The organism is Cupriavidus basilensis OR16, from assembly GCF_000243095.1.
Classification (GTDB): domain Bacteria; phylum Pseudomonadota; class Gammaproteobacteria; order Burkholderiales; family Burkholderiaceae; genus Cupriavidus; species Cupriavidus basilensis_D.
This window is the reverse complement of sequence record NZ_AHJE01000072.1, coordinates 27,972-54,049: the sequence shown is the minus strand read 5'-3', so window position 1 is coordinate 54,049 and position 26,078 is coordinate 27,972. Positions and strand designations below refer to the sequence as shown.

Below are 26,078 nucleotides of genomic sequence, written 5' to 3'. Positions count from 1 at the left end.
ACCTGATGGCGGTATGCCAGCCCACTGTGGCCGCGCTGGCGCCGTGGCGTTGATGGCGGAGGATAACGATCCGGCGCAGCCGCCGAGCCTGATCCTGATGGCTGGACCCATCGACGCGCGTATCAACCCGACCAAGGTCAACGAACTTGCCACGAGCCAGCCCATCGAATGGTTCGAGCGCTCGCTCACCAGCTATGTACCATTGCGCTTTGCCGGCGCGATGCGCCGTGTCTATCCCGGCTTCATGCAGCTGATCGCCTTCATGAGCATGAACAGCGAGCGCCATCAGCAGGCTTTCCGTGACCTCTATGACCTGCGCGCCAGCGGCCAGCATGATCGCGCGGATGCGATCCAGGTGTTCTACGAGGAATACTTCGCCACCATGGACCTGACCGCCGAGTTCTATCTCGAGACCGTGAGCATGGTGTTCCAGGAGTTCCTGCTGGCACAGGGCCTGCTGGATGTCGGCGGCCGCCGCGTGAACCCGCACGCGATCCATCGCACGGCGCTACTCACCGTGGAGGGTGAGCGCGACGATATCTGCGCCATCGGACAAACCATGGCAGCGCAGGAACTGTGCGGCAGCCTGCGGCCGTATATGCGCATGCACCACGTGCAAACCGGCGTCGGTCACTACGGCGTGTTCAACGGCAAGCGCTGGGATTCGCAGGTTTATCCGCTAGTGCGCAACGCCGTCCATATGAACGCGTGAGATTGAACGCGCGAGGGGCGCGGTGCGGCCTTGCGGCTTAAGCGGCGTCGCGGTCCGCCGGCCACGGCGTCACCGCCGGCACCGCGCATGGGCCCTCGACGCCGACGGTGCCAAAATCCGCTGGTCCCACGATTTCCAGGTACTCCATGTCCGGCGAGTAGTCGAACAGGAAATGCGTGATGCCGGGGCGCTGGTGCACGCAATCTCCGGTCGCCACCAGCGTCTCCTTGTCCTCATACATGAAGCGCGCCCAGCCCTTGAGCATCAGCACCACATGGAACTGCGCCTCGTGCCGGTGCCAGCCGGTGCCTTGCTCGGGCGGCTGGTTGGCCTTGACCAGCTGCACCAGCAGCTTGCCGCCGGTGGCCTCGGCGATGCCCAGGTCGCGATACAGGAAGAAATCGCGCAAACCCTGGTCAACGAAGGCAGTGTCTTGCGGGCGCACGTGGGAGAACTTCGTGGGAGAGGCATCCGTGGCGGCATCGCCGGCGGACGCGGTGGACTTGCTGAGGGACTCGGCCATGACAAGCTCCTTTCGCTAGGGGAAACGCTCTGCGCTGCGACGCAACATTCACGCCAGCGGCCTGCCTGCCCAGGGCAGCGCCAAAAGCGGCAAGAACCGGTCCAAATGTGGCGCACCGATCGCTGCAAAAGGCACACGCCTGACGCGTCTCCCAATGGGCCTGCACCCCTCAGGGGCGCAGCCCGGCACCGCGCCGGTGCCGCGGCACGGCACGTTGGCGGCTATCATGCAGCGATGCCCACTCCCGCCGCAGCCTGCATGCCTCCTCTTAATTCTATGCATTTCCAAGGCCAGGAACTGATCCGGGTCGGCGACGACACCAGTTTCCTGCTGCTCGCGCCGCAGTTCGGCGCCCGCCTGGTGCGCTGGGTGCATCGGGGCGAAGATATCCTTTACTGGCCGGAAGCCGCCAACTGGTCCCAACTGGCCCGCGTGCGCGGCGGCAACCCGCTCCTGTTCCCCTTTATTGCCAGGCACTTCGTCGACGGCGTACCCGGCGCATGGAAGGACGCCGGCGGCACGGTGCGGGCAATGCCGGCCCACGGCTTCGCGCGCGACCTACCCTTCGACGTCACGCACCACGAGCCGGGACGCAGCCTGACCATGACGCTGCAAGCGTCCGACGCAACGCGCGCGGCCTACCCCTTCGATTTCCTGTTTGAAGTCACCTACCGCCTGCTTGGCGACGGCCTTGAGGCCACGTTACGCACGCGCAATGCCGGCGTGCAGGCCCTGCCTTACTACGCTGGCCATCACTTCTATTTCCCGCTCGCGCATCGGGTGCGCACCGCTTCCACGCTGGCCATGCCGGCCGCGGAGCTGATGCGCCAGCGCCCCGACGGCTCGCTGGAGGCGAACGGCAAGGGGGCCGAAGCCTATCGGCTCGACGACCCACGGCTGCAAGACACCTTTCACGTACTGCAGGCTCAGGCTCCAGCGCCGCGCCATTGCACGCTGGCCACGCCACCCGATGCCACCGCCCCGCGTGGGCGCAAGCTGGTGATCGAGTTGGATACGCCGGGCAGCGCGCCGTGGTTCGCCGTCACCACTTGGTCGGAGCGCGCCGACTCCGACTTCTACTGCGCGGAACCCTGGCTCGGCCTGCCCAACGCCATTCATCACGGCACCGGGTTGCGCTGGCTTGCGCCTGGCCAGGAAGAAGCGGCGGTCTGCCGGCTGCGGCTGGAGTCATAGAGGCAAGCGCACTATCGAGTTCTCCCGATCAGGGATAAACATAACGCCTACGTCACTCAGAGACGCTTCGGCAGAGTGCGGCTCGGTCACGCGGGAGCCGCGCCGGACAGTGGACAAGCCATTTCCCGACGCGATCCTCGATGCTGGCCCCGTTCGCGGTAGATGCCCTCTAGGCGCCGGGCGTTTTGTCTATCAGAACTTGGTGGCCTGCATCCTAAATCCTGAAGCTTGGCGCGGCGGCTCGACCTGTGGCTCGCAGCCCCGGCCCCCTGGGACCACCTGCGATGCCATCCACTATAATCGCGCGGTCGCGACGGGGGTTCCGCCGCTATTGAGAGTCAAGCAGAATTTATGACGTTTCGAGCAACGAAGCTGGCTACCTTTGCCAGCGCCCTGGTTCTGGCATTTCCAATTCTTCTTCTCTGTGTGCCACGTGGTTCAGGGATTTTTCTGGCCGCGGTGGTAGTGCTAGCGTTATGCGGCGGCCACCGAATGGCCAAGACCTGGGGGACATACCGTGATCTGCTCAATCCCTTGAGCCTGGCCATTCTGGCCCTGATGGTCGTCTACCTGGGATCAAAGCTGTACTTCGGCGTGCCGTGGAACGTTATCGACAACCCGTCAAGGATTCTACTTGCCTTACTGGCCTGTGTCGTGGTCATGCGCACGGTCCCGGATCCCACTGCAATCTGGCGTGGGATCACCATCGCACTGGTAGCTAGTCTCGCAATCGTCGCCATTCAGCACTACACGCTAGGCGAGGAACGACCGTCCGGGTGGACACAGGCCATTGCGTTCGCCAACATGGTTGCCGCGCTTGGTTTAGTCGGCTTTGCTCGACCGGGCACCAGTCGTCGCGTGCACGCGTTGGCCTGGGTGAACCTTGTGCTTGCAGCGATGATTCTGTTCTTAAACGGGACACGAGGGGCGACGCTCGCCATGCTTCTCACCGCGCTTCCGCTGCTCTTTGTCCGATACCGAGGACTGAGCGCTGCAAGGTTCTTTGCTGCGATAGCACTCTTTGCAACGTTGGGTGTTGGCGCCTATCTGATTCCTGGCGGTCCCGTAGCGCAGAAAATTGATCAGGTGCGCAACGAGGTCGGGCAGTTCGAGAAAGGGGATGCGGAAACATCCGTCGGCGCGCGTCTGGAGGTATGGAGAATCGCGGCAAGGTCGATCACCATGCACCCTTGGATGGGCGTAGGCGTGGGGCAGTTTGCCCGAATCCTGCATGCATCTGACTTCTGCAAGAGCACCAAGTCCACAGCATGCAATCTGGAGCACGCACACAACGACGTGGTGGAGGCTGCCGCAACCACCGGCCTACCCGGCATGCTCGCGCTGCTGGGTATATTCCTTATTCCTGCAGTCCTGTTTCTGCGGACGTTGCGCGCATGCTGCAACAATGACAACGCGCTTGGTGTCAGCCTCAGTGGGGCTGGGCTTGGCGTCGTGATGGCAAGTTTGATCAGCGGCCTGACGCAAGTGACGATGGCGCATCAGGCGAACATCGTCTTCTACGCCGGCATTATTGGGCTGTTGCTTGGTCTAGCCGGGGTGCAAGCAAAGCTTCCCCGCGCCGCCAAGGCAAATGTCTGAGGAAGCACTGTTCAAACGACTTAGCAATCAACGGCCGGACGCGGAAATATGAAAGGCATCGGAAACCATGCTAGAATCCGCGTCCAGCAAGCCTTAGCGGGCGTCGTATAATGGCCATTACCTTAGCTTCCCAAGCTAAAGACGTGGGTTCGATTCCCATCGCCCGCTCCACCTCAGATTGAGACGAGCCGCCTTCGCCACTGGTCGCATGCCCGATCAGGATTCGCCCGGCGGCTTTTTTGTTGCCATGCTCCCCCAAGACCCCAGTTCCGACCCGACGCCAGCCGACGACGCTGACAATGCGCCCGCCAAGGCCGCCGACGGCAGCGACGTGGCGCATCCGCGCCGCATCCGTTCCTTCGTGCGCCGCGCCGGACGTACCTCCACCGGCCAGCAGCGTGCCATCGATGACCTGGGCCCGCGCTTTATCCTGCCCTACGCACCGCAGCCGCTCGACTGGGAGGCCACGTTTGGCCGCGTCGCGCCGGCGATCCTCGAAATCGGGTTCGGCATGGGCGAGACCACCGCGCATATCGCGCAACTGCGCCCCCAGGACAACTTCCTGGGCTGCGAGGTGCATGAGCCCGGCGTGGGCGCCCTGCTCAAGTTACTGGGCGAGCGCGAGATCGGCAATGTGCGGATCATGCCGCACGACGCCGTGGAGGTGATCGCGCACATGCTGACGGAATCCTGCCTGGACGGCGTGCATATCTTCTTCCCGGACCCGTGGCACAAGAAACGCCATAACAAGCGGCGCCTGGTGCAGCCGCCGCTGGTCAAGCTGCTGGCCAACCGCCTCAAGCCGGGCGGCTACCTGCACTGCGCGACCGACTGGGAAGAATATGCTCACCAGATGGTGGAAGTGCTGTCGGGCGAGACCGCCCTGGCCAACACCTCGGACGCCGCCGGCGGCTTCGCCCCGCGGCCTGACTACCGACCGGTGACCAAGTTCGAGCGCCGCGGCGTGCGGCTTGGCCATGGCGTGTGGGACGTGGTGTTCCGCAAGCGGGCCTGAGGCCGCGCCGTAACCGGCGCACCATGAAAAAAGCGTGGCCTGGAGCCACGCTTTTTTATTCCGGCGACGGTTGCCAGCGCTATCTGCCGCTAGCGCTTTCAGGCATGCCAGGCGATCAGCCCCGAGTACGCGGTCGCCAGCACAACAACGCCGAAGATGATCCGGTACCAGGCAAATGGCTTGAAGTCATGCGTGGCGACGAAGCGCAGCAGCCAGCGCACGCACAGGAAGGCGGACAGGAAGGCGAAGACGAAGCCGATGCCGAAGATGCCCAGGTCGTCCGCGGACAGCAGCGCGCGCGACTTGTACAACTCATACACGGTGGCGCCGAAGATCACCGGGATCGCCAGGAAGAAGGAGAACTCGGTAGCCACCTGGCGCGAGAGCCCAAACAGCATGCCGCCGATGATGGTGGCGCCGGAGCGCGAGGTGCCCGGGATCAGCGCGAAGCACTGCGCCAGCCCGACCTTGATCGCATCGCGCCAGTTCAGGTCGTCGACCGACTCGATCCGCGGCGCGCCGGCCTTGGCGGCCTCCAGCAGCGCGTTGCCTTGCGGGTGGGATACCTGGCCGCGATGGCTTTCCCGCCATTCGGCCCACAAGATCACCACACCGCCGATGATAAACGCGGTGGCCACGGTGACCGGGTTGAACAAGTGAGCTTTGATCCACTTTCCGAATACCAGCGCCAGCACGATCGCCGGCACTGTGGCCACGACCACATTGATGGCAAAGCGCCGGGCCTTCTCATCGGTGGCCAGCCCACCCACCACGGTGACGATGCGGTGGCGGGCAAGGGCAATATCCATGCTGATTGGAATAAGTGGGATGCTGAATGGAGGAGCGAAGGAAAAGCCAAGGACAGGCGAGCAAAAAGGAAACGTGCAACCGTCAGCCCGATGCCATCAGCCACGCACCGGGCGCCAGGAATCACGACTATCCACCATGACCATGACACTGGAGTGGCTGCGCCGCGCACATGCCTGCGCGCGGCGCGTCATCAAGGCCGATTGATCTTGACGTTGATCCCGTTGGGCAAAACGGTGATTGTACCGGGTTCGACACTGGCGCCGGCGAGGCGCAATTCGTCGGGACGGAACGTATGGAGCGGGTAGCCTTGCAGCAACTGCTCCGCGAGGATGCCGCCGAGCGCATTGAGCTGACGCGTGAATTGAGGCGGCAGGCCTTTGACGTCGAACTGCTGGACCTGCGGATCCTGCAGCACCACCGCGCGGCTGGCCGGGTCGTAGCGCAGTCCACTGTCCAGCGCGAAGCGGCCGGTCAACGGCTCGCCGAAGAACAGGCGGTTGTTCACTGTGGCATCGAACTGCACGTTGACGCGGTTACGGCTGGGGTCCAGCGTGAGCTGCGGGTTGGCGAGCTGGATGTCGAACAGCTCCATATAGCGCTTGTTGAACGGAAACTTGCGCTCCAGGGCCGATTGCAGCTGGCTCTGCGAGAAGGTGTAGTCGTTGCCCATCATGCCGCAACCGGCCAGTGCCCCGGCCAGCGCGGCGGCGCCGCTTGGCCAGCCAGCGCCGGCGAGTGATCATGACCATCGGTTTGTTCCTTGCGGGTTCAGGCGGCGCGGCCAGGCGCGGTGGCGACTTCGAGCTGTGTCAGCCAGGCCAGCGCATGCCCGCGGGTTTCGCCGCACATGTCGGCAGAGGGCTTGAGTCCGGCGCAAAACGCCGGCCGCGTGGGTTCGCCAAAAATCGCGCAGCGCCGGTCGGGCAGCAACTGCGCGCAGGGTACGCCGGCCGGCTTGCCGCCGGGCATGCCGGGAATCGGCGAGGTAATGGAGGGCGCGGTGCAACAAGCGCCACAATCGGGCCGGCAGGAAAGTTCAGACTGGTAGGACATGGCAAAGGTTCAGGCGCGGACGACGCCCGGCAGCCCATATTGTGCCCCAAGCCGTGCGGCCCTCCCCGCGCTTGACCGCCTGATTCCGCTCCACTACATTACTGACCCAAGAGTTATTTATTTGCGAATCATGCGGAGCGCGCCCCGCAGAGGTGCGCAACGCCCCAGTGAAAAATCCTCCAGGCCAGAATCAGGAATCCGCGAACACCAAACGCTGGGCGCGCCGCAAGGCAGCGCGCCCACAGGAACTGGTGGCGGCCGCACTCGATCTCTTCGTTGAGCGCGGCTATGCGGCCACCCGGCTTGAAGATGTGGCAGCTGCGGCTGGCGTGTCCAAGGGCACCGTTTATTTGTACTTCTCTAATAAGGAAGAGCTGTTCAAGACCGTGGTACGCGAGAACCTGGTACCAACCCTGACCAGGGGCATCGACCTGGTGGAGAGCTACCAGGGCTCGACGCCGGAGTTGCTCAGGGAATTGCTGCGCGGCTGGTGGGGCCTGGTCGGGGCGACGCCGGTAGCGGGCCTGACCAAGCTGATCATGGCCGAATCCAGCCATTTTCCTGACATTGCCCAGTTCTACCATGAAGAAGTGGTGTTGCCGGGGGATGAGTTGTTCGCGCGCGTGCTCAGGCGCGGCGTGGCGCGTGGCGAGCTGCGAGACATGCCGCCCAACCCGACCACAACGCTGATCTGCGCGCCGCTGATGTTCCTGATGCTGTGGCAGCGTGCGTTCAGCGCGTCGTCACGCATCGAGATCGACCCCGAGGCGTTCCTCGACAACCTGCTCCAGATGTTGCTGTTCGGCCTGACCACCGGCACCGCGCGCGATACGCCACTGCCACCGAAGGTCGGCCCCTACGTCTGGGAACAGATACAACAAGAAGCCCTGGCGCAAGCGCAGGGGCAGCAGGCCGCGCGGGAGATCCCTGCGCAGCCGCCGGAGACTGCATGACCCGACGCAAGAAGATCTTGATCGCCGCGATCGCCACCGTCGCGGTGATTGCCGTGCTGAGCGCCGCAGCCGCCGTGCGCAAGGCTGGCAATGGCAAGCCCGGCACGGCCCCGGTTGCCGCGGCGCCCGACCTGGTGGAATTCCTGCAATCCGACCTGGTCGATGCCGCCACGCAAGACTTGCGCGTGTCGCTGCCGCTGTCGGGCGGGCTGCGGGCGCTCAACCAGGCCTCGGTCAAGGCCAAGGTCTCGGGCGAGGTGCAGCAGGTGCTGGTGCGCGAGGGCGAAGCCGTGCGCGCCGGCCAGGTCATCGTGCGCATCGATGCGACCGAGTACCAGGCCAAGGTGGCGCAGGCGCGCGGGCAGATGCTGGCGGCCCGTGGCCAGTACGAGAATTCGAAGCAGACCTTCGAGCGCAACCGCGAGCTGGTGGCCAAGGGCTTTATTTCCAAGACCGCCTTCGACAACTTCCAGAGCAACCTGGACGTGGCGCACGCCAATCTCGATGCCGCCCAAGGCGGCCTTGAAGTTGCGCAGAAAGCGCTCGCCGACACCATCGTCAAATCGCCGCTGGATGGCCTGGTGGCCGCGCGCGCGGTGCAGCCGGGCGAGAAAGTCTCGCCCGACACGCGCCTGATCGACGTGGTCGACCTGCGTGCGCTGGAACTCGAGGCGCCGATCCCCATGGCGGATGTGGCTCGCGTTGCCATCGGCCAAGCCGTGCAGCTCGACGTGGAAGGCAGCGGCCGCTTCGAGGGCAAGCTGGTGCGCATCAACCCGGCGGTAAGCCAGGGCACGCGCAGCATCATGGTCTATGTGCGGCTGGACAACGGCGAGGCGCGCCTGCGCGCGGGCATGTTCGCCCAGGGCGCGCTGGTGCTCGGCCACCATGCCGGCGTGGTGGCCGTGCCGGCCACGGCGGTACGCAACGATGGCGAGCGCGCCTTCGTCTACAGCGTGGAGAACAACGTGCTGGCGGAACGCCAGGTCAAGCTGGGCATCCGCGACGATGCGAGCGGGCTGGTGGAGATCGCCGGCGGCCTGGCTGCCGGTGCCAAGGTGGTGCGCAACAACCTCGGCACCCTGCGCGCGGGCAGCCGCGTCAAGCTGGTCAAGGCGTAGGAGCCCCCCCATGTGGTTCACCCGCCTGTCGATCCAAAACCCGGTGCTGGCCACCATGATGATGATGGCCTTCATCGTGATCGGCCTGTTCTCCTACCAGCGCCTGCCGGTTGACCAGTTCCCGGACATCACCTTTCCCATCGTCGTGGTGCAGACCGAGTACCCCGGCGCCGCGCCGGAATCGGTGGAGTCCGACGTCACCCGCAAGATCGAGGAAATCGTCAACACCATCTCCGGCATCGACGAGATCTTCTCGCACTCCTACCAGGGCACCTCGGTGGTGGTGATCAAGTTCGATCTGTCCGTCGATGTCGGCCAGGCCGCGCAGGATGTGCGCGACAAGATCGCGCTGATCCGCCCGCAGTTCCGCGACGAGGTGAAAGACCCGCGCGTGCTGCGCTACGACCCGTCGGACGCGCCGGTGTTCTACCTGTCCGTGTCGAACGCGCCAGGTGCGCAGCGCACGCAGCGCGAGCTGACCACCGTCGCCGACCAGATCGTGCGCAAGCGGCTGGAAACCGTGCGCGGCGTGGGCGCCATCAGCCTCGTTGGCGGCACCAAGCGCGAGGTGGAGATCCGCATCCGCCCGGCACAGCTGGAGGCGCTCGGCATCGGCGTGAACCAGGTGATGGATGCCATCCGCAACGAGAACCAGGAACTGCCCGCGGGCGAGCTACGCTCCACCTCCACCGAAACGGTGGTGCAGATCAAGGGGCGCGTCATCACGCCCGATGCGTTCCGTCACATCATCGTGGCGCGCCGCGCGGGCCAGCCGGTTACGCTGGAGCAGGTCGCCGACGTGCGCGACGGCGAGGAAGAACAGGAAAGCCTGGCCATGCTGGACGGCAAGCGCGCGCTGTTCCTGGCGGTGGTGAAGGCACAGGGACAGAACACGGTCGACACCGTCGACGGCCTGATCAAGATGACCGACGAGGTGCGCAAGCTGGTGCCCGCGGGCGTGCAGCTCACCGTGGTCAACGACGCCGCGCGCGGCATCCGCAGCAGTGTCAAGGAAGTCCGCTCCACCCTGCTCGAAGGCGCCTTCCTGACGGTTGCCATCGTCTTTCTGTTCCTCGGCTCCTGGCGCAGCACGGTCATCACCGGGCTGACCCTGCCGATTGCATTGATCGGCACGTTCGGCGTGATGTACATGTTCGGCTTCACGCTCAACGTGATCACGCTGATGGCGCTGTCGCTGTGCGTGGGCCTGTTGATCGACGATGCAATCGTGGTGCGCGAGAACATCGTGCGCCACAACCTGATGGGCAAGGACCACCGCACGGCGGCGCTGGACGGCACCAACGAGATCGGGCTGGCGGTACTGGCCACCACCTTCTCCATCGTGGCGGTGTTCCTGCCGGTCGGCTTCATGGGCGGCATCATCGGCCGCTTCTTCCACCAGTTCGGCGTGACGGTGGTAGCGGCGGTGCTGATCTCCATGTTCGTCTCCTTCACGCTGGACCCGATGCTGTCCTCGGTCTGGCATGATCCGGACCTGCACGGCACCGGCAACAAGAAGAGCCTGTACGGCCGCACCGTGGGCCGCATGCTGGACTGGTTCTCGGCGCGCATGGATGCGCTGGGCCACGGCTATGGGTCGATGCTGGGCTGGGCGCTCAAGCACCGGCTGGCCACGGCTATCATCGCGGCGGTGACGTTCTTCGGCAGCTTCGCACTGGTGCCGCTGATCGGCACGGAGTTCGTGCCGGCCGCCGACCTGGGCGAAACGCAAGTGGGCTTCACCACGCCGGTAGGCACGTCGCTCGCCGTCACCGAGGCCAAGGTCAGGCAGGTGGAGGCCGCGCTCAAGGCCTTCCCCGAAGTGGCCTACACCTACGCTACCATCAACTCCGGCAACACCTCCGGGCGCAACAACGCGCTGGTCTCGGTGCGCCTGACCGAGCGCCGCGCGCGCAAGCTCACCACCACGCAACTCAACCCGATGATCCGCGAGCGCATGGCCAGCATCGCCGGCATCACGCTGACCATGGTCGGCATGCCGGATGGCGCCGGCGGGCAGAAGGCACTGCAGGTGTCGATCCAGGGCGACGACCTGGAAACGCTGCGGCGCCTGTCGCTCGAAGCCAGCCGACGCATGGCCGCCGTGCGCGGCCTGACCGACCTCGACTCCAGCATGAAGGACGACCGCCCCACGGTGGAAGTGCGCATCCGCCGCGAGCTGGCGTCCGACCTGGGCGTGGGCATCGTGCAGATTGGCAATGCGCTGCGCCCGCTGCTGGCCGGCGACGCCATCAGCTCCTGGCGCGCCCCCGACGACCAGAACTACGACGTGCGCGTGCGCCTGCCCAAGGACGCCCGCACCGGCATGGCGGACCTGAGCGCACTCATGATCGCCAGCAACCAGAACAATGCCGACGGCTCGCCGCGCATGGTGCCCCTGCGCCAGATCGCCGAGCTGGTGCCCACCACCGGCGCCAACCAGATCAGCCGGCGCGACCTCTCCCGCGAGGTCGAGCTGACCGCCAATACGGCCGGGCGCTCGCAGGGCGAGGTGGCACGCGAGGTCAAGGCGGCGCTCGATGGCATGAACTGGCCGGCGGGCTACAAGTACCGCTTCGGCGGCTCCACCAAGTCGATGAACGAATCGTTCGGCTTCGCGGTGTCGGCGCTGGCGCTGGCGGTGATCTTCATCTACATGATCCTGGCCTCGCAGTTCGCCAGCTTCTTCCAGCCGATCGCCATCATGACCTCGCTGCCGCTCACGCTGGTAGGCGTGTTCGCGGCGCTGCTGCTGTTCCGCTCCACGCTGAACATGTTCTCCATCATCGGCTTCATCATGCTGATGGGGCTGGTGACCAAGAACGCGATCCTGCTGGTGGACTTCGCCAACCAGGCCAGGCGTGGCGCCGACGGCCAGCCGCCGATGTCGCGCGAGGCCGCGCTGGTCGCCGCCGCGCGGGTGCGGCTGCGACCGATCCTGATGACCACGCTGGCGATGATCTTCGGCATGGTGCCGCTCGCCTTCAGCCTGGGCGAGGGCGCCGAGCAGCGCGCGCCGATGGGCCAGACGGTGATTGGCGGGATCATCACCTCGTCGATCCTGACGCTGGTGGTAGTGCCTGTGATCTATACGTACCTCGACGACTTCAGCGCGTGGCTGGCCCGCCTGTGGCGCGGCAAGCAAGCCAATGCGGCGTGCGCCACGGCGCCCGCGGCCGGTGACACGCCCGCGCACAAGCCAGCGAGCGCGGAATGAAGCAACCCCGCCCGAAAGCCCGGAATGCCGCAGCCATGGCCGGACTGCGGCATGGAGGCCACACCTTGGGCGAAGCGCTTGGGCAACTGCCTTGGCGCGGGGTTAAAATATCAGGTTTGACGGATTTCCCCGGCCCCTGGCACCGCGCGGCCGGAACTCTGAACTGATTAGCGGTTGGCATTGGAAGGAATGGCAAGATGGATCTCGAGAAAGCCCGATTCAATATGATCGAACAGCAAATCCGCCCCTGGGATGTGCTGGATCAGGAAATCCTGGACCTGCTGGCGGTGGTCAAGCGGGAACAGTTCGTGCCGCAGGCCTACGCTGCGCTGGCCTTCGTCGACATGGAAACCGAAGGCAATGCCGCCACCGGCTGGGCCGCCAGCGCCCCCTACGACGTGATCTGCATCTCCGGCGCACTGCCGTGCGTGCCCGCATCCATCCTGTCGCAAGTCAAGGTAGGCGGGCGCATCGCCGCCATCGTCGGCGCGCTGCCGGCCATGGAAGCGCAACTCATCACGCGCGTCAGCGAGACCGAGTACAAGACGGTCAACCTGTTCGAGACTGCCATCACGCCGCTGATCGGCGCCGAGCAGCCATCGCGCTTCCAATTCTGAGCGGGAAACAAGACATGCAGGTAATCAACGCCCCCGAACTGATGCAATGGATGGCGGACGCCAGCCGGGCGCAGCCGGTATTGCTCGACGTGCGCGAAGGCTGGGAAGTGCAGACCTGCGCCATGCCCGGCATCACCCATATCCCGATGGGCCAGATCCCGGCACGCGCCGGCGAACTCGACGAGGAAGCCGACATCGTCTGCATTTGCCATCATGGCGCGCGCAGCATGCAGGTGGCAAGCTTCCTCGAGCGCCAAGGCTTTGCCAAGGTCTATAACCTGACGGGCGGCGTCCACGCGTGGGCCGAGCAGGTCGACCCGGCCATGCCGAAGTACTGAACGCACGACAGCACGACCAGCACCACCGCACCACCAGCACCAGCACCACCGCACCAAGAGCATCAATTCCAAGGCGCCGGCTTCCCGCGGCGCCAATTCCCTTGAACGCTGATCGTTAGAAACGTAAGCCGCGCGCCCGGTGCCCGGCAGACTGGAGATGTCATGAGGTTTGCGCTTTTCCCTGCGCGGGGCGTGCCCAAGACGCGCCTGGCACTGACGGGCTCACTGCTTGCGCTGCTGCACCTGCCGGCCGCGCATGGCGCCGACCTGCTCCAGGTCTATCGCGACGCACAGGCCAACGATGCGCAATTCGCCAGCGCGCGCGCGCAATTGGTGGCCAGCCAGGAAAAGCTGCCGCAGGGACGCTCCGGTTTGCTGCCACAGATCAGCGGCACGCTAAACGCCACGCGCACCAATGTCGACCAGACGGTGCCCTTGGTATCTGACCGCTTTATCAACAACAACAACTGGTCGCTGCAACTGATCCAGCCACTGTTTCGCTGGGATCGCTGGGAAACCTACAAGCAGGGCGAACTGGCCGCGCTGGCTGGCGAGGTGACCTTCAGCCAGGCGCAGCTCGACCTGATCACCCGCACTTCGCAGGCCTACTTCGACGTGCTGGCCGCGCAGGACAACCTCTACCTGGCCGGCGCGCAGAAAAAAGCCATCGGCGAGCAACTGGCGCAGGCCAAGCGCAACTTCGAGGTCGGCACCGCCACCATCACCGACGCCAACGACGCGCAGGCCCGCTACGACCTCGCCGCCTCGACCGAGATCGCGGCGCAGAGCGACCTCGAAATCCGACGCGCCAACCTGCAGCAGATCACCAGCAAGCCGGTCGACGAGCTGCTCGGATTGCGCACCGCCGCCACGCTGCCGGGCCCGCAACCGCCCGATGTGAACACCTGGGCGAGCCAGGCCGAGAACACCAACCCGCAGGTGGGCCTGGCGCGCTACAACCTCGACACCGCCCAGCGCGAGTACAACAAGGCGCGTTCCGGGCACCTCCCCTCGGTCGACCTGGTTGCCTCGTACGGCTTCGTCAACGCCACCGGCAACGCCGCGCAGCAGGTCAATATCTCCAGCCGCTACAACAGCGCCCAGATCGGTGTGCAGCTGAATGTGCCGATCTACGCCGGTGGCCAGATCCAGTCGCGCGTGCGCGAAACCGCCGCGCTGGCCGACAAGGCCGCCAGTGACCTCGAGTTTGCCCGCCGTACCGCAGCCCAGAACGCGCGCCAAACCTACTCGGGTGTGTCCAACGGGCTCGCCCAGGTCAAGGCTCTGGAAGCCGCCGAGCATTCCGCACAGAGCGCGGTGGAATCCAACCAGCTCGGCTACGAAGTCGGCGTGCGCATCAACATCGACGTGTTGAACGCCGAAGCGCAGTTGTTCTCCACCCGCCGCGACCTGGCCAAGGCGCGCTACGACACCATCATGAACGGGCTGCGCCTGAAGGCCGCTACCGGCGCGCTGACCGAAGACGACGTGGTGCAGATCAACACACTGCTGACCTCGACCCCGGGCTCAATGTACAAGCTGCCGGAGAAGGTCAAGCTTGGCACGGCATCGCCAGCCGGCACGCCACCGGCAAAGCGCGCTGCCACGCGCCGGGAAGCCATTACCGGAGCGCCCGCGCCGCGCAGCTGATGCGTTGCCGGGCGCCTGGCGGCAGTCGCCATCCGCTCAAAATGCAAACGCCGCGGCATCGACCGCGGCGTTTTGCTTACTGGCTCAGTGAAGCTCAATTCGCCCGGGTGCGAGACTCCACGTTCAACAACTGCCAGCGGATCGCGGAAGCATCCATCGGCGGGTTCTCCACCCGCGTCTCGCGCACCCGCAGGGTGTATGCCACGCCCGGCTCGAAATCCAGCCCCTCGATCGGCCCATACCAGAGCGTCCACGGCGCGCCCGGGTTCTCGCGCACGCGATAGCAGGTCTGCCGGGCCACGCCCGAGCACTCCACCCGCTGCGAATCCACGTACACCGTCTTCTCCACGCCACCGGCGGCCGCCTGCGCATCCAGCTTCGCGCCGCGCTGGCCCACCCCCTCCCGCTCGATGAATTGCAGCAAATCCCCGTCAGCGGTCTTCCAGATGATCTGGCGGCCCGTTGACCCGGCCGACGGCTGCGTACCCACGGTGGTGAACGGCGACTGCATCGCCTTGAGCAGCGCGCTCTCCAGTTCCCCGCGCGGCGCCGCGCAAGCCATGCGGGTTCCCGCCACCCGATCGAAGCGCATGCCCGTTGCCGTCTTGCCATAGCCACCGGTAAAGCGATTGCATCCGCTGTATCCGCTCACCGTGCCTTGCGCGGAATCGATCCCGCCATTGAACTCAAAGATGATCGGCTCGCCATTGTCGCCATGCGGAATGGACTTCAGCGTGCCATCGGCCTGCTGCCAGCGCACCAGCTCCCAGCGGCTGGGGCCGCCGGTCTGGGCCTGGTTCAGGCTGACGCCGGCGCCGGGTGAGTCCGGCGCGGGCGATGTGGCACAGGCGCCCAGGGCGGCGGCAAGCAGTACGGCAGCGGCGGCACGCGCGGTCAACGCTGCGGGTGAAAGACGAATCATTTTCTGCATCTGGAAGCTCCTGATAGGGGCCGCGCGGCCTGATCGGCCCGCACCGCCCGGCGGTAGCTCGCAGGCCCGGTGGGGCCGCGAGCCTGGCCCTCGCGCGAGATAGTTTAACAACCGCCCGGGCAAGAGGAACATCGGGCGGCGGCCTACAAGCTGCCGCATGCGGCAGCGAAAAGCGGCGTCGCGGCAAGACAGAACCGCCTAGTTCGCGCCGCCGAGCACCTGCCGCAGCGCAGCCATCGTGCGCGCCGTGGCACCCCGGTGAAGCACCGCGAACTCGCGCGCATTGCCCCGCATGGCGGCGAGACCGGGCGCGTCGCCCAATACGGTTGCCGCCGCGCGCATCAGCGCATCCGCATCCGACACGCGCTGGCAGGCGCCGGCAGCGATGGCATCCTCAGTGGCTTGCGCAAAGTTGAAGGTGTGCGGCCCGATCAGGACGGGCGTGCTCGCGGCGCAGGCCTCGATCAGGTTCTGCCCGCCCAGTGGCAGCAGGCTGCCGCCGATAAAGGCGATATCCGCGGCGGCGAAGTACATCGCCATCTCGCCCATGGAGTCGCCCAGCAGCACGTCCGCCGAGACCGGCTCGGGCAGGCCTGCCTGGTCCCACGCGGCGGCGTCACCGAGCGCGCTGCGCCGCTGCAGCGTGAATCCGGCACGCGTGACCATCGCCGCCACTTCATCGAAGCGCTGCGGATGGCGCGGCACCAGCAGCATCGCCGGGCGCGGCACATCGGCGCCAAGCGCCTGCCAACGCGCGAACGCTTCCAGCAACAATGCCTCCTCGCCGTCGCGCGTGCTGGTGGCGGCAAACACCGCGCGCGAGCCAAACCCCTGGCGCAGCAAACGGCCGCGCCGCAGCCCATCTTCGGGCAGCTGCATATCGAATTTCAGGTTGCCGGTCACCTGCACCAAAGGCAGCCCAAGGGCGCGAAAGCGCTCGGCATCGCCCTGGGTCTGCGCCAGCACCGCGGTGAAGTCGCGATACATCGCGGTGGCGGCGCCGCCAAAGCGCGCGGTGCGCCGGAAGCTGCGCGGCGACAACCGGGCATTGACCAGCAGCAGCGGCACGCCAGCCACGCGAGCACCGCGCACAAGGTTGGGCCACACCTCTGTTTCCATCAGCATGCCCGCGTCCGGGCGAAAATACCGCAGGAAGCGTTGCACCAGCCACGACAGGTCGTACGGCAGGTAGCACTGCAACACGCGCGGCTCGGCGCCATACAGCTGCGCGCCGGTCTGCCGCCCGGTGGGCGTCATATGCGTGAGCAGGAGGCGATGGGTTGGATACCGCGCCAGCAGCGCGTCGATCAACGGCTGGGCGGCGCGGGTCTCGCCCACCGAGACGGCATGGACCCACAGCCAGGGACCGGCCGACGGCAGGGCGCCGTAGGCGCCAAGGCGCTCGCCCACGTGCTGCACGTAGCCGGGCTCCTTGCGGGCGCGCCACACCAGGCGCAGCAGCGCGACCGGCAGCGCCAGCAGCCAAAGCAGGTTATACAGAACGCGCAGCATCAATTCCCCTGCCCGCGCACGCGCCGGGCGGCGGCGTAGACTTCATCGACAGACGGCACGATGCCGTCATCGCCCACATTGGCGATGCGGTCCGACCAGTAGCCCTCGGTCTTCCAGCGCCACGTCGCCGTGTAAATCTCCACAGTGGGCCGGCACAGGGCCGCGGCGATATGGACCAAACCCGTATCGACACCGATCACCACTTCGGCGCGATTAATCAGGCCGAATCCCTGCATGACCGTGAAGCGCGGCAGCACCTGCGCCTGCGGGACGCCGGCAGCGATCTCCTGCGCCGCGCGCCGTTCCGCGTCGTTGCCCCAAGGCAGCAACATGGTCAGGCCCTCGGCCACCAACCGGCGGCCGAGGTCGTGCCAACTGGCCAGCGGCCACTTCTTCTTCGCGCCGGCGGTGGCGTGAAAGCACACTGCGTAGCGCGTTGGCAGGCCAGCCCACAGGGGGTCGCCGACATGCAGCGTGCGCGCGCCGGGGCCGAAGAATTGGGGCGGCTCCGGTGGCGTGCCACCCGTCAGGGCCGCGCCCAGCAGGCGCGAGCGCCGCACCGAATGCGTCTGGCGGGGTACGGTCACCGGCGCGGTATAGAACAGCCGCGCGGCCGGCTCATAGCCGGAGCCTTGCGTGGCATTGGCCAGCCCGATCACCGGCGCGCCCTCGCGGCGGTTGGCCACGCGTGCCACCACGGCGGTCTTGAGCAGGCCCTGCGTCTCGATCACGGCGTCGTAGGCGTCCTCTCGCAGGGCGCGCTTGAACGCACCGATCTCGCGCCAGCTAGCGGCCTGGTAGAAACGCTTGCGCCAGCGCCGCAGCGCGAACGGAATCACCCGCCGCACTTCGGGCAGCAAGCGTACGAGCTCGACATAGCCCTCCTCGACCACCCAGTCGATCTCGCAACCCGGCCAGCGCGCGCGCAGGTCGTGCACCAGCGGCATGTTATGCACCACGTCGCCTAGCGACGAGACCTTGACCACCAGGATGCGCGGGCGCGCGGGCAGCGCATGCGGGGTCAAGGATTTGCCCATTGTTCCCGTCAGGGGCTCAGTCAACGGCATCCGCTCAGAACGGGAGTTGCGCGTCCGGCTTTTCCGCCAGGATCACACGTTTGAATTCAGCCTGGATACGCGCCAGCGCGGCGTCGTTGTCAGCCTCGAAACGCATCACCACCACAGGCGTGGTGTTGGAAGGACGCGCCAGGCCAAAGCCATCGGGGTACTCCACGCGCACGCCATCGATGGTGATGACTTCGCGCGCGCCGTCGAACTTTGCATTGGCGCGGATCTTGTCGAGCAGTGTGAAGGCTTCGCCTTCCGCGCATTTGAGCTGCAGCTCGGGCGTGCAGTTGGAATTCGGCAGGGCGTTGAGCACCGCGCTCGGGTCAGCATGCCTGGACAGGATCTCCAGCAGGCGCGCGCCGGTGTAGAGGCCGTCGTCAAAGCCGTACCAGCGATCCTTGAAGAACACGTGGCCGCTCATCTCGCCGGCCAGCGGCGCGCCGGTCTCCTTGAGCTTGGCCTTGACCAGCGAATGGCCGGTCTTCCACATCAGCGGCTCGCCGCCGTGTTCGCGGATCCATGGGGCCAGCTTGCCGGTGCATTTCACATCGTAGATGATCTGCTGGCCAGGATTGCGCGACAGGATCTCCTGGGCAAACAGCATCAGCTGGCGATCGGGGAAGATCACCTCACCGTCCTTGGTCACCACGCCCAGGCGGTCGCCGTCGCCGTCGAAGGCCAGGCCGAGCTCACAATCCGTGTCGCGCAGGCACTGCATCAGGTCCTGCAGGTTTTCCACATGGGCCGGATCGGGATGGTGGTTGGGGAAGTTGCCATCCACCTCGCAGAACAATTCCGTCACCTCGCAGCCAAGCGCGCGGAACAGGTCGCCCACGAACGCGCCCGCCACGCCATTGCCGGCATCCAGCGCGATCTTCATCGGGCGTGCCAGCTTGATGTCGCCAACGATGCGGTCCAGGTACTGCTGGCGGATGTCGACCTGCTGGTAGCTGCCCGCGCCGCTGGCGAACTTGCCGGCGTCGATGCGCTGGCGCAGCGACTGGATCTGCTCACCGTAGATCGCCTTGCCGGCCAGCACCATCTTGAAGCCGTTGTAATCGGGCGGATTGTGGCTACCGGTCACCATGATGCCGGAGGTGGCGCGGCGCCCTGCCAGCTCGACATTGGTGCCGAAGTACACCATGGGCGTGGCCACCATGCCGAGGTCGATCACATCCATGCCCGCGGCGCGCAGGCCTTCGACCAGGCCGCCCAGCAGGTCCGGGCCCGACAGGCGCCCGTCGCGCCCGACCACCACAGCGCGCTCGCCCTGCTCTGCGGCGGCCGTGCCAAACGACAAGCCAATCGCACGCGCCACGTCGCGCGTGAGGGTCTTGTCGACGATGCCACGGATATCGTAGGCCTTGAAAATGGAAGGATCAGCTTGCATGGTTCATCCTGTGTGTAGGCTGTACAACCGGTCGACATTGCCGGCCGCGAATTCCGGCCGGGGCCGGGGCGATGGGCAAATGCGCCAAAGGCCCTATTTTGCCGGATTGCGAGTGGCACGCCAGTTATAATCGACTGGCTTTGCTGGAAAATGGCGCTGCAAGCCAGCCTGGAAGTGGCTCGATCCCCACCCAAGCGGGGTGCCCAGGGCCCGCCGAGCGGTTGGGGACAAGCCTGCCGGACAGGCTTGCCGCCGGTCCTCTCCCTGGCTCATCGGCCATACCGACATGCCCTGGCAACCTGTTCCTGTAGCCCATCCTAGCGCTTTTTGCCCAGTGCCTTCGCCCCTGCCCTCCCGCCGCCCGCGTATCGCCTTCCTGATCACGAACTCCGAGATCGGCGGGGCGCAGACGCACGTTGCCGATCTGCTGCACGCCCTGCGCGACAGGATCGAGCCCGTGCTGCTGGCCGGGGGCGACGGGCCCCTGCTGGACGCCGCCAGGGCCGCCGGCGCCCGCGCCATACGCCTGGCCCTGCTCGACAATGCCCTCTCGCCGCTGCGCGCGCTGGCTGCGCTCAGGGAACTGCTCGATGCCCTCCGGGAAACCACGCCCGACCTGATCCATGCGCATAGTGCAAAAGCCGGCGCGCTGGGCCGGGTGGCAGGCTGGCTGCTTGGCATCCCCGTGGTCTATACCGTGCACGGCTTTGCCTTCAAAGCCGCCGCCCCGGCTCGCCAGCGCCTCATCTCGCGCTGCATGGAGTGGCTGCTGGCGCCACTGACCGCGCGCCTGATCTGCGTGGCGCAGGGCGAACGCACGCTGGCCGCGTCGCTGCCGATCCCCGCCGCGCGGGTCAGCGTGATCCGCAACGGCATCGCCGACAGCGGCGCGCAGGCCTCGCCCGGCACGCCGCTGCGGCGCATTGTGATGGTGGCGCGCCTGGCCGCCCCGAAGCGAGCCGACCTGCTGATTCGCGCCTTCGCGCGCGCCGCCCTGCCCGATTGCGAGCTGGTGCTGGCGGGCGTCGGCCCCCAAATGGCCGCCCTGCAGTCCTTGGCCGATCATGTGGCACCGGGCCGGGTAAGGTTTGCTGGCCCGGTCACCGACGTGCCCGCCCTGCTGGCTTCGGCCCAGGCTTTCGCACTGGCGTCCGACCATGAAGGCTTCCCGCTTTCGGTCCTGGAGGCCATGCGCGCGGGCCTGCCCATCGTCGCCAGCGACCTCCCGGGCATCCGGGAGCAACTGGACAGCGGCGCCAGCGGCCTGCTGGTCGCCGGCGATGACGAACACGCCTGGGCGGCCGCGCTGGCACGGCTGGCAGACGACCCCACCCTGCGCGAGACACTGGGACGCAATGCCCGGACGCGCTGGGCCGGCGAGTTTGGCCTGGCGCCAATGGCCGAAGCCACGTGGACGATCTACCAGCAAGCACTGGCGGGCAAGCCGGGCGCCGCCCGCGCGGCGGCCAGCATCGGAGCAGGTGGACAATGAACAAGACCCACAGCGTCGGCCGCCCTGCCCATCTGACCCGCCCGCAAGGCTCGGAAACCGTTCGCCGCGCCAGCCGCATGCTGGCCTGGGCGCTGCTGGGCCTGCTGCTGTTCGGCCTCAATATCGCGCTCGCCGAGTTCGCCCATCACGCCGGCCTGGTGACGTACGTCTTCACCCGCACGCTGCTATGGTCCGTGCTGCCCTACCTGTTCGCCTTCGTGCTGCTGCACCGCTCCCTGCACCTGCCCGCCATGGAAGGCAACAGCCTGGTCGGGTTGGCCACCACCCTGCCCTTTGCCGCGCTGCTCTTCGTCTTCGCCGCATTCCACCTCGAATACTCGCGCGGCGCGCTGCTGCTCAGCTATCTCACCACGCTGGGCTGGATCTGGTTCGGCTACCGGCGCTTCGTGCGCAACTACGTGCCCGTGTTCGGCTATACCGATGCCGCCACGCTGGCGCAACTGGAGCAGATCCTCGCCATGCCCGGCGCGGCGCCGGCCAGCCCCACCCACTTCCAGGCGATCAGCTCGCTCGACGAAGCCGTGCATTGCGACGGCCTGATGCTGGACCGCAACGCCACCGCCGACCCCGAGCGCACCCGGGTGCTCGCCCAGTTCAAGCTCAGCCACGTACGCATGTATTCCGTCGAGCGGATCGGCGAGATGCTGACTGGCCGCGTAGGCCTCGCGCACATCGACGAAAACTTCCTCGACGACTACGCCGCGCACTACTTCTACAGCTTCGCCAAGCGCCTGATCGACCTCGCCGCCGTACTCTGCATGGTGCCGCTCGCGCTGCCGCTGGGCGTAGCCGTGGCGGCAGCGATCCGCCTCGAATCCGCCGGCCCCGCCTTGTTCCGCCAAGGGCGGGTGGGCCTGTTCGGCAAACCGTTCACCATGTTCAAGTTCCGCAGCATGGCGTTCGACGCCGGCGCACCGGCGCAATTCGCCGCCCGCCGCGATCCGCGCGTCACCCGCGTGGGCCGTGTCATCCGTAAATACCGGCTCGATGAAATCCCGCAGTTGTGGAACGTGCTGGTAGGCGACATGAGCCTGATCGGCCCGCGGCCCGAGCAGGTACCGATGGTCGACGAATTCGCCCATACGATTCCGTACTACCCTTACCGGCACCTGGTGCGCCCCGGCTTGTCGGGATGGGCCCAGGTCCAGCAGGGCTACGTGGGCACGCATGAAGAAACCGTGACCAAGCTCAGCTATGACCTGTACTACGTCAAGCATTGTTCGTTTGCACTGGATCTGCTGATCGGGGTGAAGACGTTGCGGACGTTGTTGACGGGGTATGGGGCGCGGTGAGCAAACCATTCTCCTCTCTCTCCACCAACACGCCCATGCGTATTCTGCTGCTCACTACGGGTCTTAAGCTCGGTGGCGCCGAGCAGCAGGTGGCAGCGCTGGCGCGCCAATTCATCGCGCTTGGCCATTCAGTTGCAGTAGTTAGCTTGACTCGAGGCTGCGAAGTTATGCTGCCCGACGCGGCGACCATTCTGGAACTCGGCATGCACAAGACGCCCACTTCAATGGCACGCGCACTTTGGCGCTTACGCGCATTCGTGCGCGACTGGCGCCCGGATATCATCCACGCACACATGGTTCATGCCAACCTGTTTGCGCGCGCCATTTCCGCCATCACCACCGCGCCACCCGTTATCTGCACCGCCCACAGCGTGCGCGAGGGCGGCAGGCTACTCATGCTCGCCTACCGGCTCACCGACCGCTGGGGTAGTCTTATCACGCATGTGAGTCCACAAGGGCGTCAGGCAATGATTGAGGCAGGAGCAGCGCCAGGTGAGCACTTTGCAGTCATGCCCAACGGCATAGACACCACGCAGTTCAGTCCTGACCCCACGGCCAGGCAAACCGGCCGGACAGCGCTGGGACTTTCGTCAGATACCCGATTGATCCTTAACGTCGGCCGCCTAGTGCCGCAGAAGTCCCAACTCCTGCTGATCGAAGCTTTTGCGCTACTCGATCCTAGCTTCGATACCCGGCTGATGATCGTTGGTGATGGACCGGAGCGTTACGCCCTCGGGCAAGCCATCCAAAAGCACAATCTGGAGTCGCGTGTCATCCTGGCGGGAACTCGCCGCGATATCACAACGTTACTCAACGCCGCCGACCTCTTTGCGCTTTCCTCCAGCATCGAAGGCATGCCATTGGCGGTAGGCGAGGCCTTGGCTTGTGGGTGCCCGGTAGTTGCCACAGATGCTGCCGGCGTGGTGGAGTTGCTTGGCGACTGTGGAGACATCGTACCGAGAGGCAACGCTTCAGCACTGGCTGAGGCTATGCGCAAGGCCCTGGCCGCAGGTATTGGCTCGGCAGCCGATCAAGAGGTACGCCGGCAGCGCATCACGTCGCGATTCGGGCTGGAGGCCGTCGCCCGGCAGTGGCTGACTTGCTATGCTAAGTTGCGATTGGCCTCCCCCGCAGCCTACGCTGGATCCGCGTAATGCAGCGCCGGGTTGCCAGTAACCTGATCTGGATGCTTGTGGAGCGAGGCCTCCAGGTTGTCGCCGGTATCGGCATCGTAGCGATGCTGGCGCGCGGACTTGGACCGGAAGGCTTTGCACATTTTCAGTATGCGCAAGCACTAGTCTATATTGCATCCTCCATTGCCCTGATTTGCGGCAGCGAGGTTGTAGTCCCACGCCTGGTTGCAGATACGAGCCCGCTGGCCCAACACCGCTTGATCAGCCATGCTTTTCGACTTCGGCTGGCGGCAGGGGGGACAGGGTACCTGCTGATGTGCGCCTTCCTCTCCATCACCGCGCAACCCATTGAATTCTGGCTACCATCGCTGATCCTCGGCGTGGCAGTGATGTTGCGCGAACCTTTCGGTATTGTGACTGCCTGGATGCAAGCACATACGCAGACCCGGCCCAATACGCTGTTCAATCTTGCATCCTTGTCGGTAAAGGCGGCCTGTGTTGCCCTGCTCTTCATGCTCGGCACTCGCAATGTACCCGTCTACGCACTGGCTTTCTTGCTTGAATCCGTGCTAATGGCTGCACTGCTAGCAAGCTTCTACTTAAATCGTGCTCAGCACGCACCCACCTCCCATGACCCTGCACTGACCCGGGAATTGTTCGGCAACGGGCTTTTTTTCTGGGCCAGTTTCATGCTGATGATGGCGTCGCGCAGAATTGACCAGTTACTCCTGAAGCCGCAGGTATCGCTTGGCGATCTCGGTGCCTATGCAGCATCAGTGCAAATCCTCGACAACTTTGTGGTACTCGCCACGATCCTGGCCGCAGGGGTTGCACCGATCTACGTTTATGCGCAGCCTACCCTGGCACAAGCCCGCCGCAACATCCTGAAGATCGCGGTCGCCATGACAGCCGTGGGCACGACTGGCGGCATTCTGATTGCGCTGAGCGCCCACTGGATAGTCCACCTTCTCTATGGCGCGGCGTTCGCCAAAGCGGCCAACCTGTTGCAATTCACGGCACTGGCTTCAGCCCTTGTCTTCGCCGACGTCGGCCTGACCTTGCTACCGATCTATTTGCGCCGGCCGCGTCTGGTGGCGATAAAGTGGGGGCTGGTGTTCGGCGTCACCATTGCTATTGACCTCATCGCCATCCCACGTATTGGGGTCTATGGCGCAATCGTCGGCTATGCCACCGCCAACCTGCTTTCAGTATTATTTGGCCTTGCACTTTGGATACATAACGCACACACCACGCTGGCAATTCAGGAGACCCGCGCGTGAAATCAATGCTGCCGAACGTGTGCTTCCTGACGGGAACGCTAAACGTCATGGCGGGCGCTGAACGGATGACGGCCACAATCGCAAATGCACTAGCCGAACAAGGCTACGCAGTAAGCATCCTGAGCCTGTGGGATTCAGCGAGTTGCTTCCCGCTGCATCCAGCGGTCAAACACAGCGCGCTTTTTCCGCAGCGTCCGTCTTTCAAGCGCGCCTATGCGACGACGGTGGCTGGCATCCGACGCCATGTCAAGCTATGCAAGATTGACGTACTGGTGCAGGTCGACACCATGCTGGCGCTGTTCGTACTGCCTGCAACGCTGGGCCTCGGCCTGCGGCACGTCGCATGGGAGCATTGCCACTTCGATGAAGACCTTGGCAAGCCGGCTCGGAAGCTTGCGCGCCGGCTTGCCGCACGCTTCGGTGACCATATCGTGGTACTCACCGAACGGGACCGGCAACGATGGCTCGAGGCACTGAACCCGCGCTGCCCCGTTGTTTGCATTCCCAACCCTCTGCCCTTTCCGATGCCCGCGCAACCCGCACCGAGAACAGGTACGTCCGTCATCGCGGTGGGAAGACTGGTACCCGCAAAAGGATTCGATACGCTGCTGCGCGCCTGGTCGCAAGTAGTTGCCCAGGCACCCGATTGGAGGCTTGTCATCGTGGGGGAAGGCGAGGAACGGGTCGCTTTGGAGCGCCTACGCTCGCGACTTGGCCTGAACAGCGTTGTCTCGCTTCCCGGCGTTTTCCCCGATATAACGAATGCGTATAAACATGCCTCGATATTTTGCCTTAGCTCTCGCTATGAAGGCTTCGGGTTGGTGCTACTCGAGGCGATGGCCTTCGGCTTGCCTGTCGTGTCCACAGACTGCGAGACAGGGCCTCGCGAGTTACTCGATTCCGGGCACGACGCCCTAGTGGTGCCGGTCGATGACAGCGATGGAATGGCTCAAGCGTTGCTACGCCTCATCGTTCATCAAGAGGATGCCACGCGGCTCGGAAAAGCAGCGCGACAAAAGGCGCACCGCTTTTCAATGAAACGGATCGTATCGCAGTGGCAGGCGTTGCTGGGCCGCTCCAGGGATGACAGGCGATGTAAAGCGGAGTCGTTCGGGAGCGCCAAGGAATGAGGGAGGGCCGGGGTACCAATCGTGTGCG

General features: G+C 65.4%; 20 protein-coding genes, 1 tRNA gene and 3 pseudogenes. 16 read left to right on the top strand and 8 right to left on the bottom strand.

Annotated features, from left to right (window positions below; all coding sequences use genetic code 11):
* Positions 1 to 712: pseudogene (gene phaZ / locus OR16_RS25425) on the top strand (polyhydroxyalkanoate depolymerase); the annotation flags it as partial.
* A gap of 37 nt (positions 713 to 749) precedes the next feature.
* Here the strand turns inward: phaZ and OR16_RS25420 are convergent.
* A complete protein-coding gene (locus OR16_RS25420; protein ID WP_006161105.1) occupies positions 750 to 1,235 on the bottom strand; it encodes a cupin domain-containing protein in 486 nt (161 codons plus the stop codon).
* Between the two features lie 258 nt (positions 1,236 to 1,493).
* Here OR16_RS25420 and OR16_RS25415 point away from each other — a divergent pair, with 258 nt between their 5' ends.
* The 4 genes from OR16_RS25415 to trmB all read left to right on the top strand — a co-directional run bounded on the left by OR16_RS25415 (position 1,494) and on the right by trmB (position 5,043).
* Positions 1,494 to 2,429 carry an aldose epimerase gene (locus OR16_RS25415; RefSeq protein WP_043421043.1) on the top strand — a complete coding sequence of 312 codons (936 nt, stop codon included), beginning with the start codon at positions 1,494 to 1,496 and terminating at the stop codon, positions 2,427 to 2,429.
* A 351-nt stretch (positions 2,430 to 2,780) separates the two neighbouring features.
* A complete protein-coding gene (locus OR16_RS25410) occupies positions 2,781 to 4,028 on the top strand; it encodes an O-antigen ligase family protein (protein WP_043421041.1) in 1,248 nt (415 codons plus the stop codon).
* Positions 4,029 to 4,124: 96 nt separating this feature from the next.
* Positions 4,125 to 4,199: transfer RNA gene (locus tag OR16_RS25405), tRNA-Gly, on the top strand.
* Positions 4,200 to 4,275: 76 nt separating this feature from the next.
* The gene (trmB, locus tag OR16_RS25400; RefSeq protein ID WP_006161102.1) at positions 4,276 to 5,043 is read left to right on the top strand and encodes a tRNA (guanosine(46)-N7)-methyltransferase TrmB; all 768 of its coding nucleotides are present in this window, start codon (positions 4,276 to 4,278) and stop codon (positions 5,041 to 5,043) included.
* Positions 5,044 to 5,141: 98 nt separating this feature from the next.
* Here trmB and OR16_RS25395 read toward each other — a convergent pair.
* From OR16_RS25395 to OR16_RS43675, 3 genes and pseudogenes are all read right to left on the bottom strand, one after another.
* Positions 5,142 to 5,834, bottom strand: a pseudogene (locus OR16_RS25395) (undecaprenyl-diphosphate phosphatase); the annotation flags it as partial.
* A gap of 209 nt (positions 5,835 to 6,043) precedes the next feature.
* A pseudogene (locus OR16_RS25390) lies at positions 6,044 to 6,602 on the bottom strand (DUF1439 domain-containing protein).
* 19 nt (positions 6,603 to 6,621) lie between these two features.
* Positions 6,622 to 6,906, bottom strand: a complete 285-nt coding sequence (locus tag OR16_RS43675) for a YkgJ family cysteine cluster protein (protein ID WP_043421038.1) — start codon at positions 6,904 to 6,906, stop codon at positions 6,622 to 6,624.
* Between the two features lie 167 nt (positions 6,907 to 7,073).
* On the opposite strand from OR16_RS43675, the gene OR16_RS25380 reads away from it, so the two are divergent.
* From OR16_RS25380 to OR16_RS25355, 6 genes are all read left to right on the top strand, one after another.
* Positions 7,074 to 7,859 carry a TetR/AcrR family transcriptional regulator gene (locus tag OR16_RS25380; protein ID WP_006161098.1) on the top strand — a complete coding sequence of 262 codons (786 nt, stop codon included), beginning with the start codon at positions 7,074 to 7,076 and terminating at the stop codon, positions 7,857 to 7,859.
* On the top strand, positions 7,856 to 8,980 hold the full coding sequence (locus OR16_RS25375; protein WP_006161097.1) for an efflux RND transporter periplasmic adaptor subunit: 1,125 nt from the start codon (positions 7,856 to 7,858) through the stop codon (positions 8,978 to 8,980). The genes OR16_RS25380 and OR16_RS25375 overlap by 4 nt, the downstream gene beginning before the upstream one ends.
* A 10-nt stretch (positions 8,981 to 8,990) precedes the next feature.
* Positions 8,991 to 12,197, top strand: a complete 3,207-nt coding sequence (locus tag OR16_RS25370) for an efflux RND transporter permease subunit (RefSeq protein WP_006161096.1) — start codon at positions 8,991 to 8,993, stop codon at positions 12,195 to 12,197.
* Between the two features lie 197 nt (positions 12,198 to 12,394).
* Positions 12,395 to 12,814, top strand: a complete 420-nt coding sequence (locus OR16_RS25365) for a protein-L-isoaspartate O-methyltransferase family protein (RefSeq protein WP_006161095.1) — start codon at positions 12,395 to 12,397, stop codon at positions 12,812 to 12,814.
* Positions 12,815 to 12,828: 14 nt separating this feature from the next.
* The gene (locus OR16_RS25360) at positions 12,829 to 13,152 is read left to right on the top strand and encodes a rhodanese-like domain-containing protein (RefSeq protein ID WP_006161094.1); all 324 of its coding nucleotides are present in this window, start codon (positions 12,829 to 12,831) and stop codon (positions 13,150 to 13,152) included.
* A 162-nt stretch (positions 13,153 to 13,314) separates the two neighbouring features.
* Positions 13,315 to 14,802, top strand: coding sequence for a TolC family outer membrane protein (locus tag OR16_RS25355; protein WP_006161093.1), 1,488 nt, complete (start codon positions 13,315 to 13,317; stop codon positions 14,800 to 14,802).
* Positions 14,803 to 14,896: 94 nt separating this feature from the next.
* On the opposite strand, the gene OR16_RS25350 is transcribed toward OR16_RS25355, so the two are convergent.
* The 4 genes from OR16_RS25350 to OR16_RS25335 form a co-directional block, all read right to left on the bottom strand.
* Positions 14,897 to 15,733, bottom strand: a complete 837-nt coding sequence (locus OR16_RS25350) for an META and DUF4377 domain-containing protein (RefSeq protein ID WP_043421035.1) — start codon at positions 15,731 to 15,733, stop codon at positions 14,897 to 14,899.
* Between the two features lie 198 nt (positions 15,734 to 15,931).
* Positions 15,932 to 17,245 carry a lipid IV(A) 3-deoxy-D-manno-octulosonic acid transferase gene (gene waaA / locus OR16_RS25345; protein WP_006161090.1) on the bottom strand — a complete coding sequence of 438 codons (1,314 nt, stop codon included), beginning with the start codon at positions 17,243 to 17,245 and terminating at the stop codon, positions 15,932 to 15,934.
* Positions 17,245 to 18,282, bottom strand: coding sequence for a lipopolysaccharide heptosyltransferase I (waaC, locus tag OR16_RS25340; RefSeq protein WP_006161088.1), 1,038 nt, complete (start codon positions 18,280 to 18,282; stop codon positions 17,245 to 17,247). The genes waaA and waaC overlap by 1 nt, the downstream gene beginning before the upstream one ends.
* 34 nt (positions 18,283 to 18,316) lie before the next feature.
* On the bottom strand, positions 18,317 to 19,702 hold the full coding sequence (locus OR16_RS25335; protein ID WP_006161086.1) for a phosphomannomutase/phosphoglucomutase: 1,386 nt from the start codon (positions 19,700 to 19,702) through the stop codon (positions 18,317 to 18,319).
* A gap of 334 nt (positions 19,703 to 20,036) precedes the next feature.
* Between OR16_RS25335 and OR16_RS25330 the strand changes: the two genes are divergently transcribed.
* The 5 genes from OR16_RS25330 to OR16_RS25310 are packed head-to-tail and all read left to right on the top strand — an operon-like array spanning position 20,037 to position 26,050.
* A complete protein-coding gene (locus tag OR16_RS25330) occupies positions 20,037 to 21,194 on the top strand; it encodes a glycosyltransferase family 4 protein (protein WP_006161085.1) in 1,158 nt (385 codons plus the stop codon).
* Positions 21,191 to 22,507 (top strand): sugar transferase, encoded by a 1,317-nt coding sequence (locus tag OR16_RS25325; protein WP_006161084.1) that lies wholly within the window; start codon positions 21,191 to 21,193, stop codon positions 22,505 to 22,507. Before OR16_RS25330 ends, OR16_RS25325 begins: the two co-directional genes overlap by 4 nt.
* A gap of 35 nt (positions 22,508 to 22,542) precedes the next feature.
* A complete protein-coding gene (locus OR16_RS25320) occupies positions 22,543 to 23,661 on the top strand; it encodes a glycosyltransferase (protein ID WP_006161083.1) in 1,119 nt (372 codons plus the stop codon).
* Positions 23,661 to 24,920 (top strand): lipopolysaccharide biosynthesis protein, encoded by a 1,260-nt coding sequence (locus OR16_RS25315; RefSeq protein ID WP_006161082.1) that lies wholly within the window; start codon positions 23,661 to 23,663, stop codon positions 24,918 to 24,920. The genes OR16_RS25320 and OR16_RS25315 overlap by 1 nt, the downstream gene beginning before the upstream one ends.
* Positions 24,921 to 24,925: 5 nt before the next feature.
* Positions 24,926 to 26,050, top strand: coding sequence for a glycosyltransferase family 4 protein (locus OR16_RS25310; protein ID WP_050983103.1), 1,125 nt, complete (start codon positions 24,926 to 24,928; stop codon positions 26,048 to 26,050).
* The last annotated feature ends 28 nt before the right edge of the window (positions 26,051 to 26,078 follow it).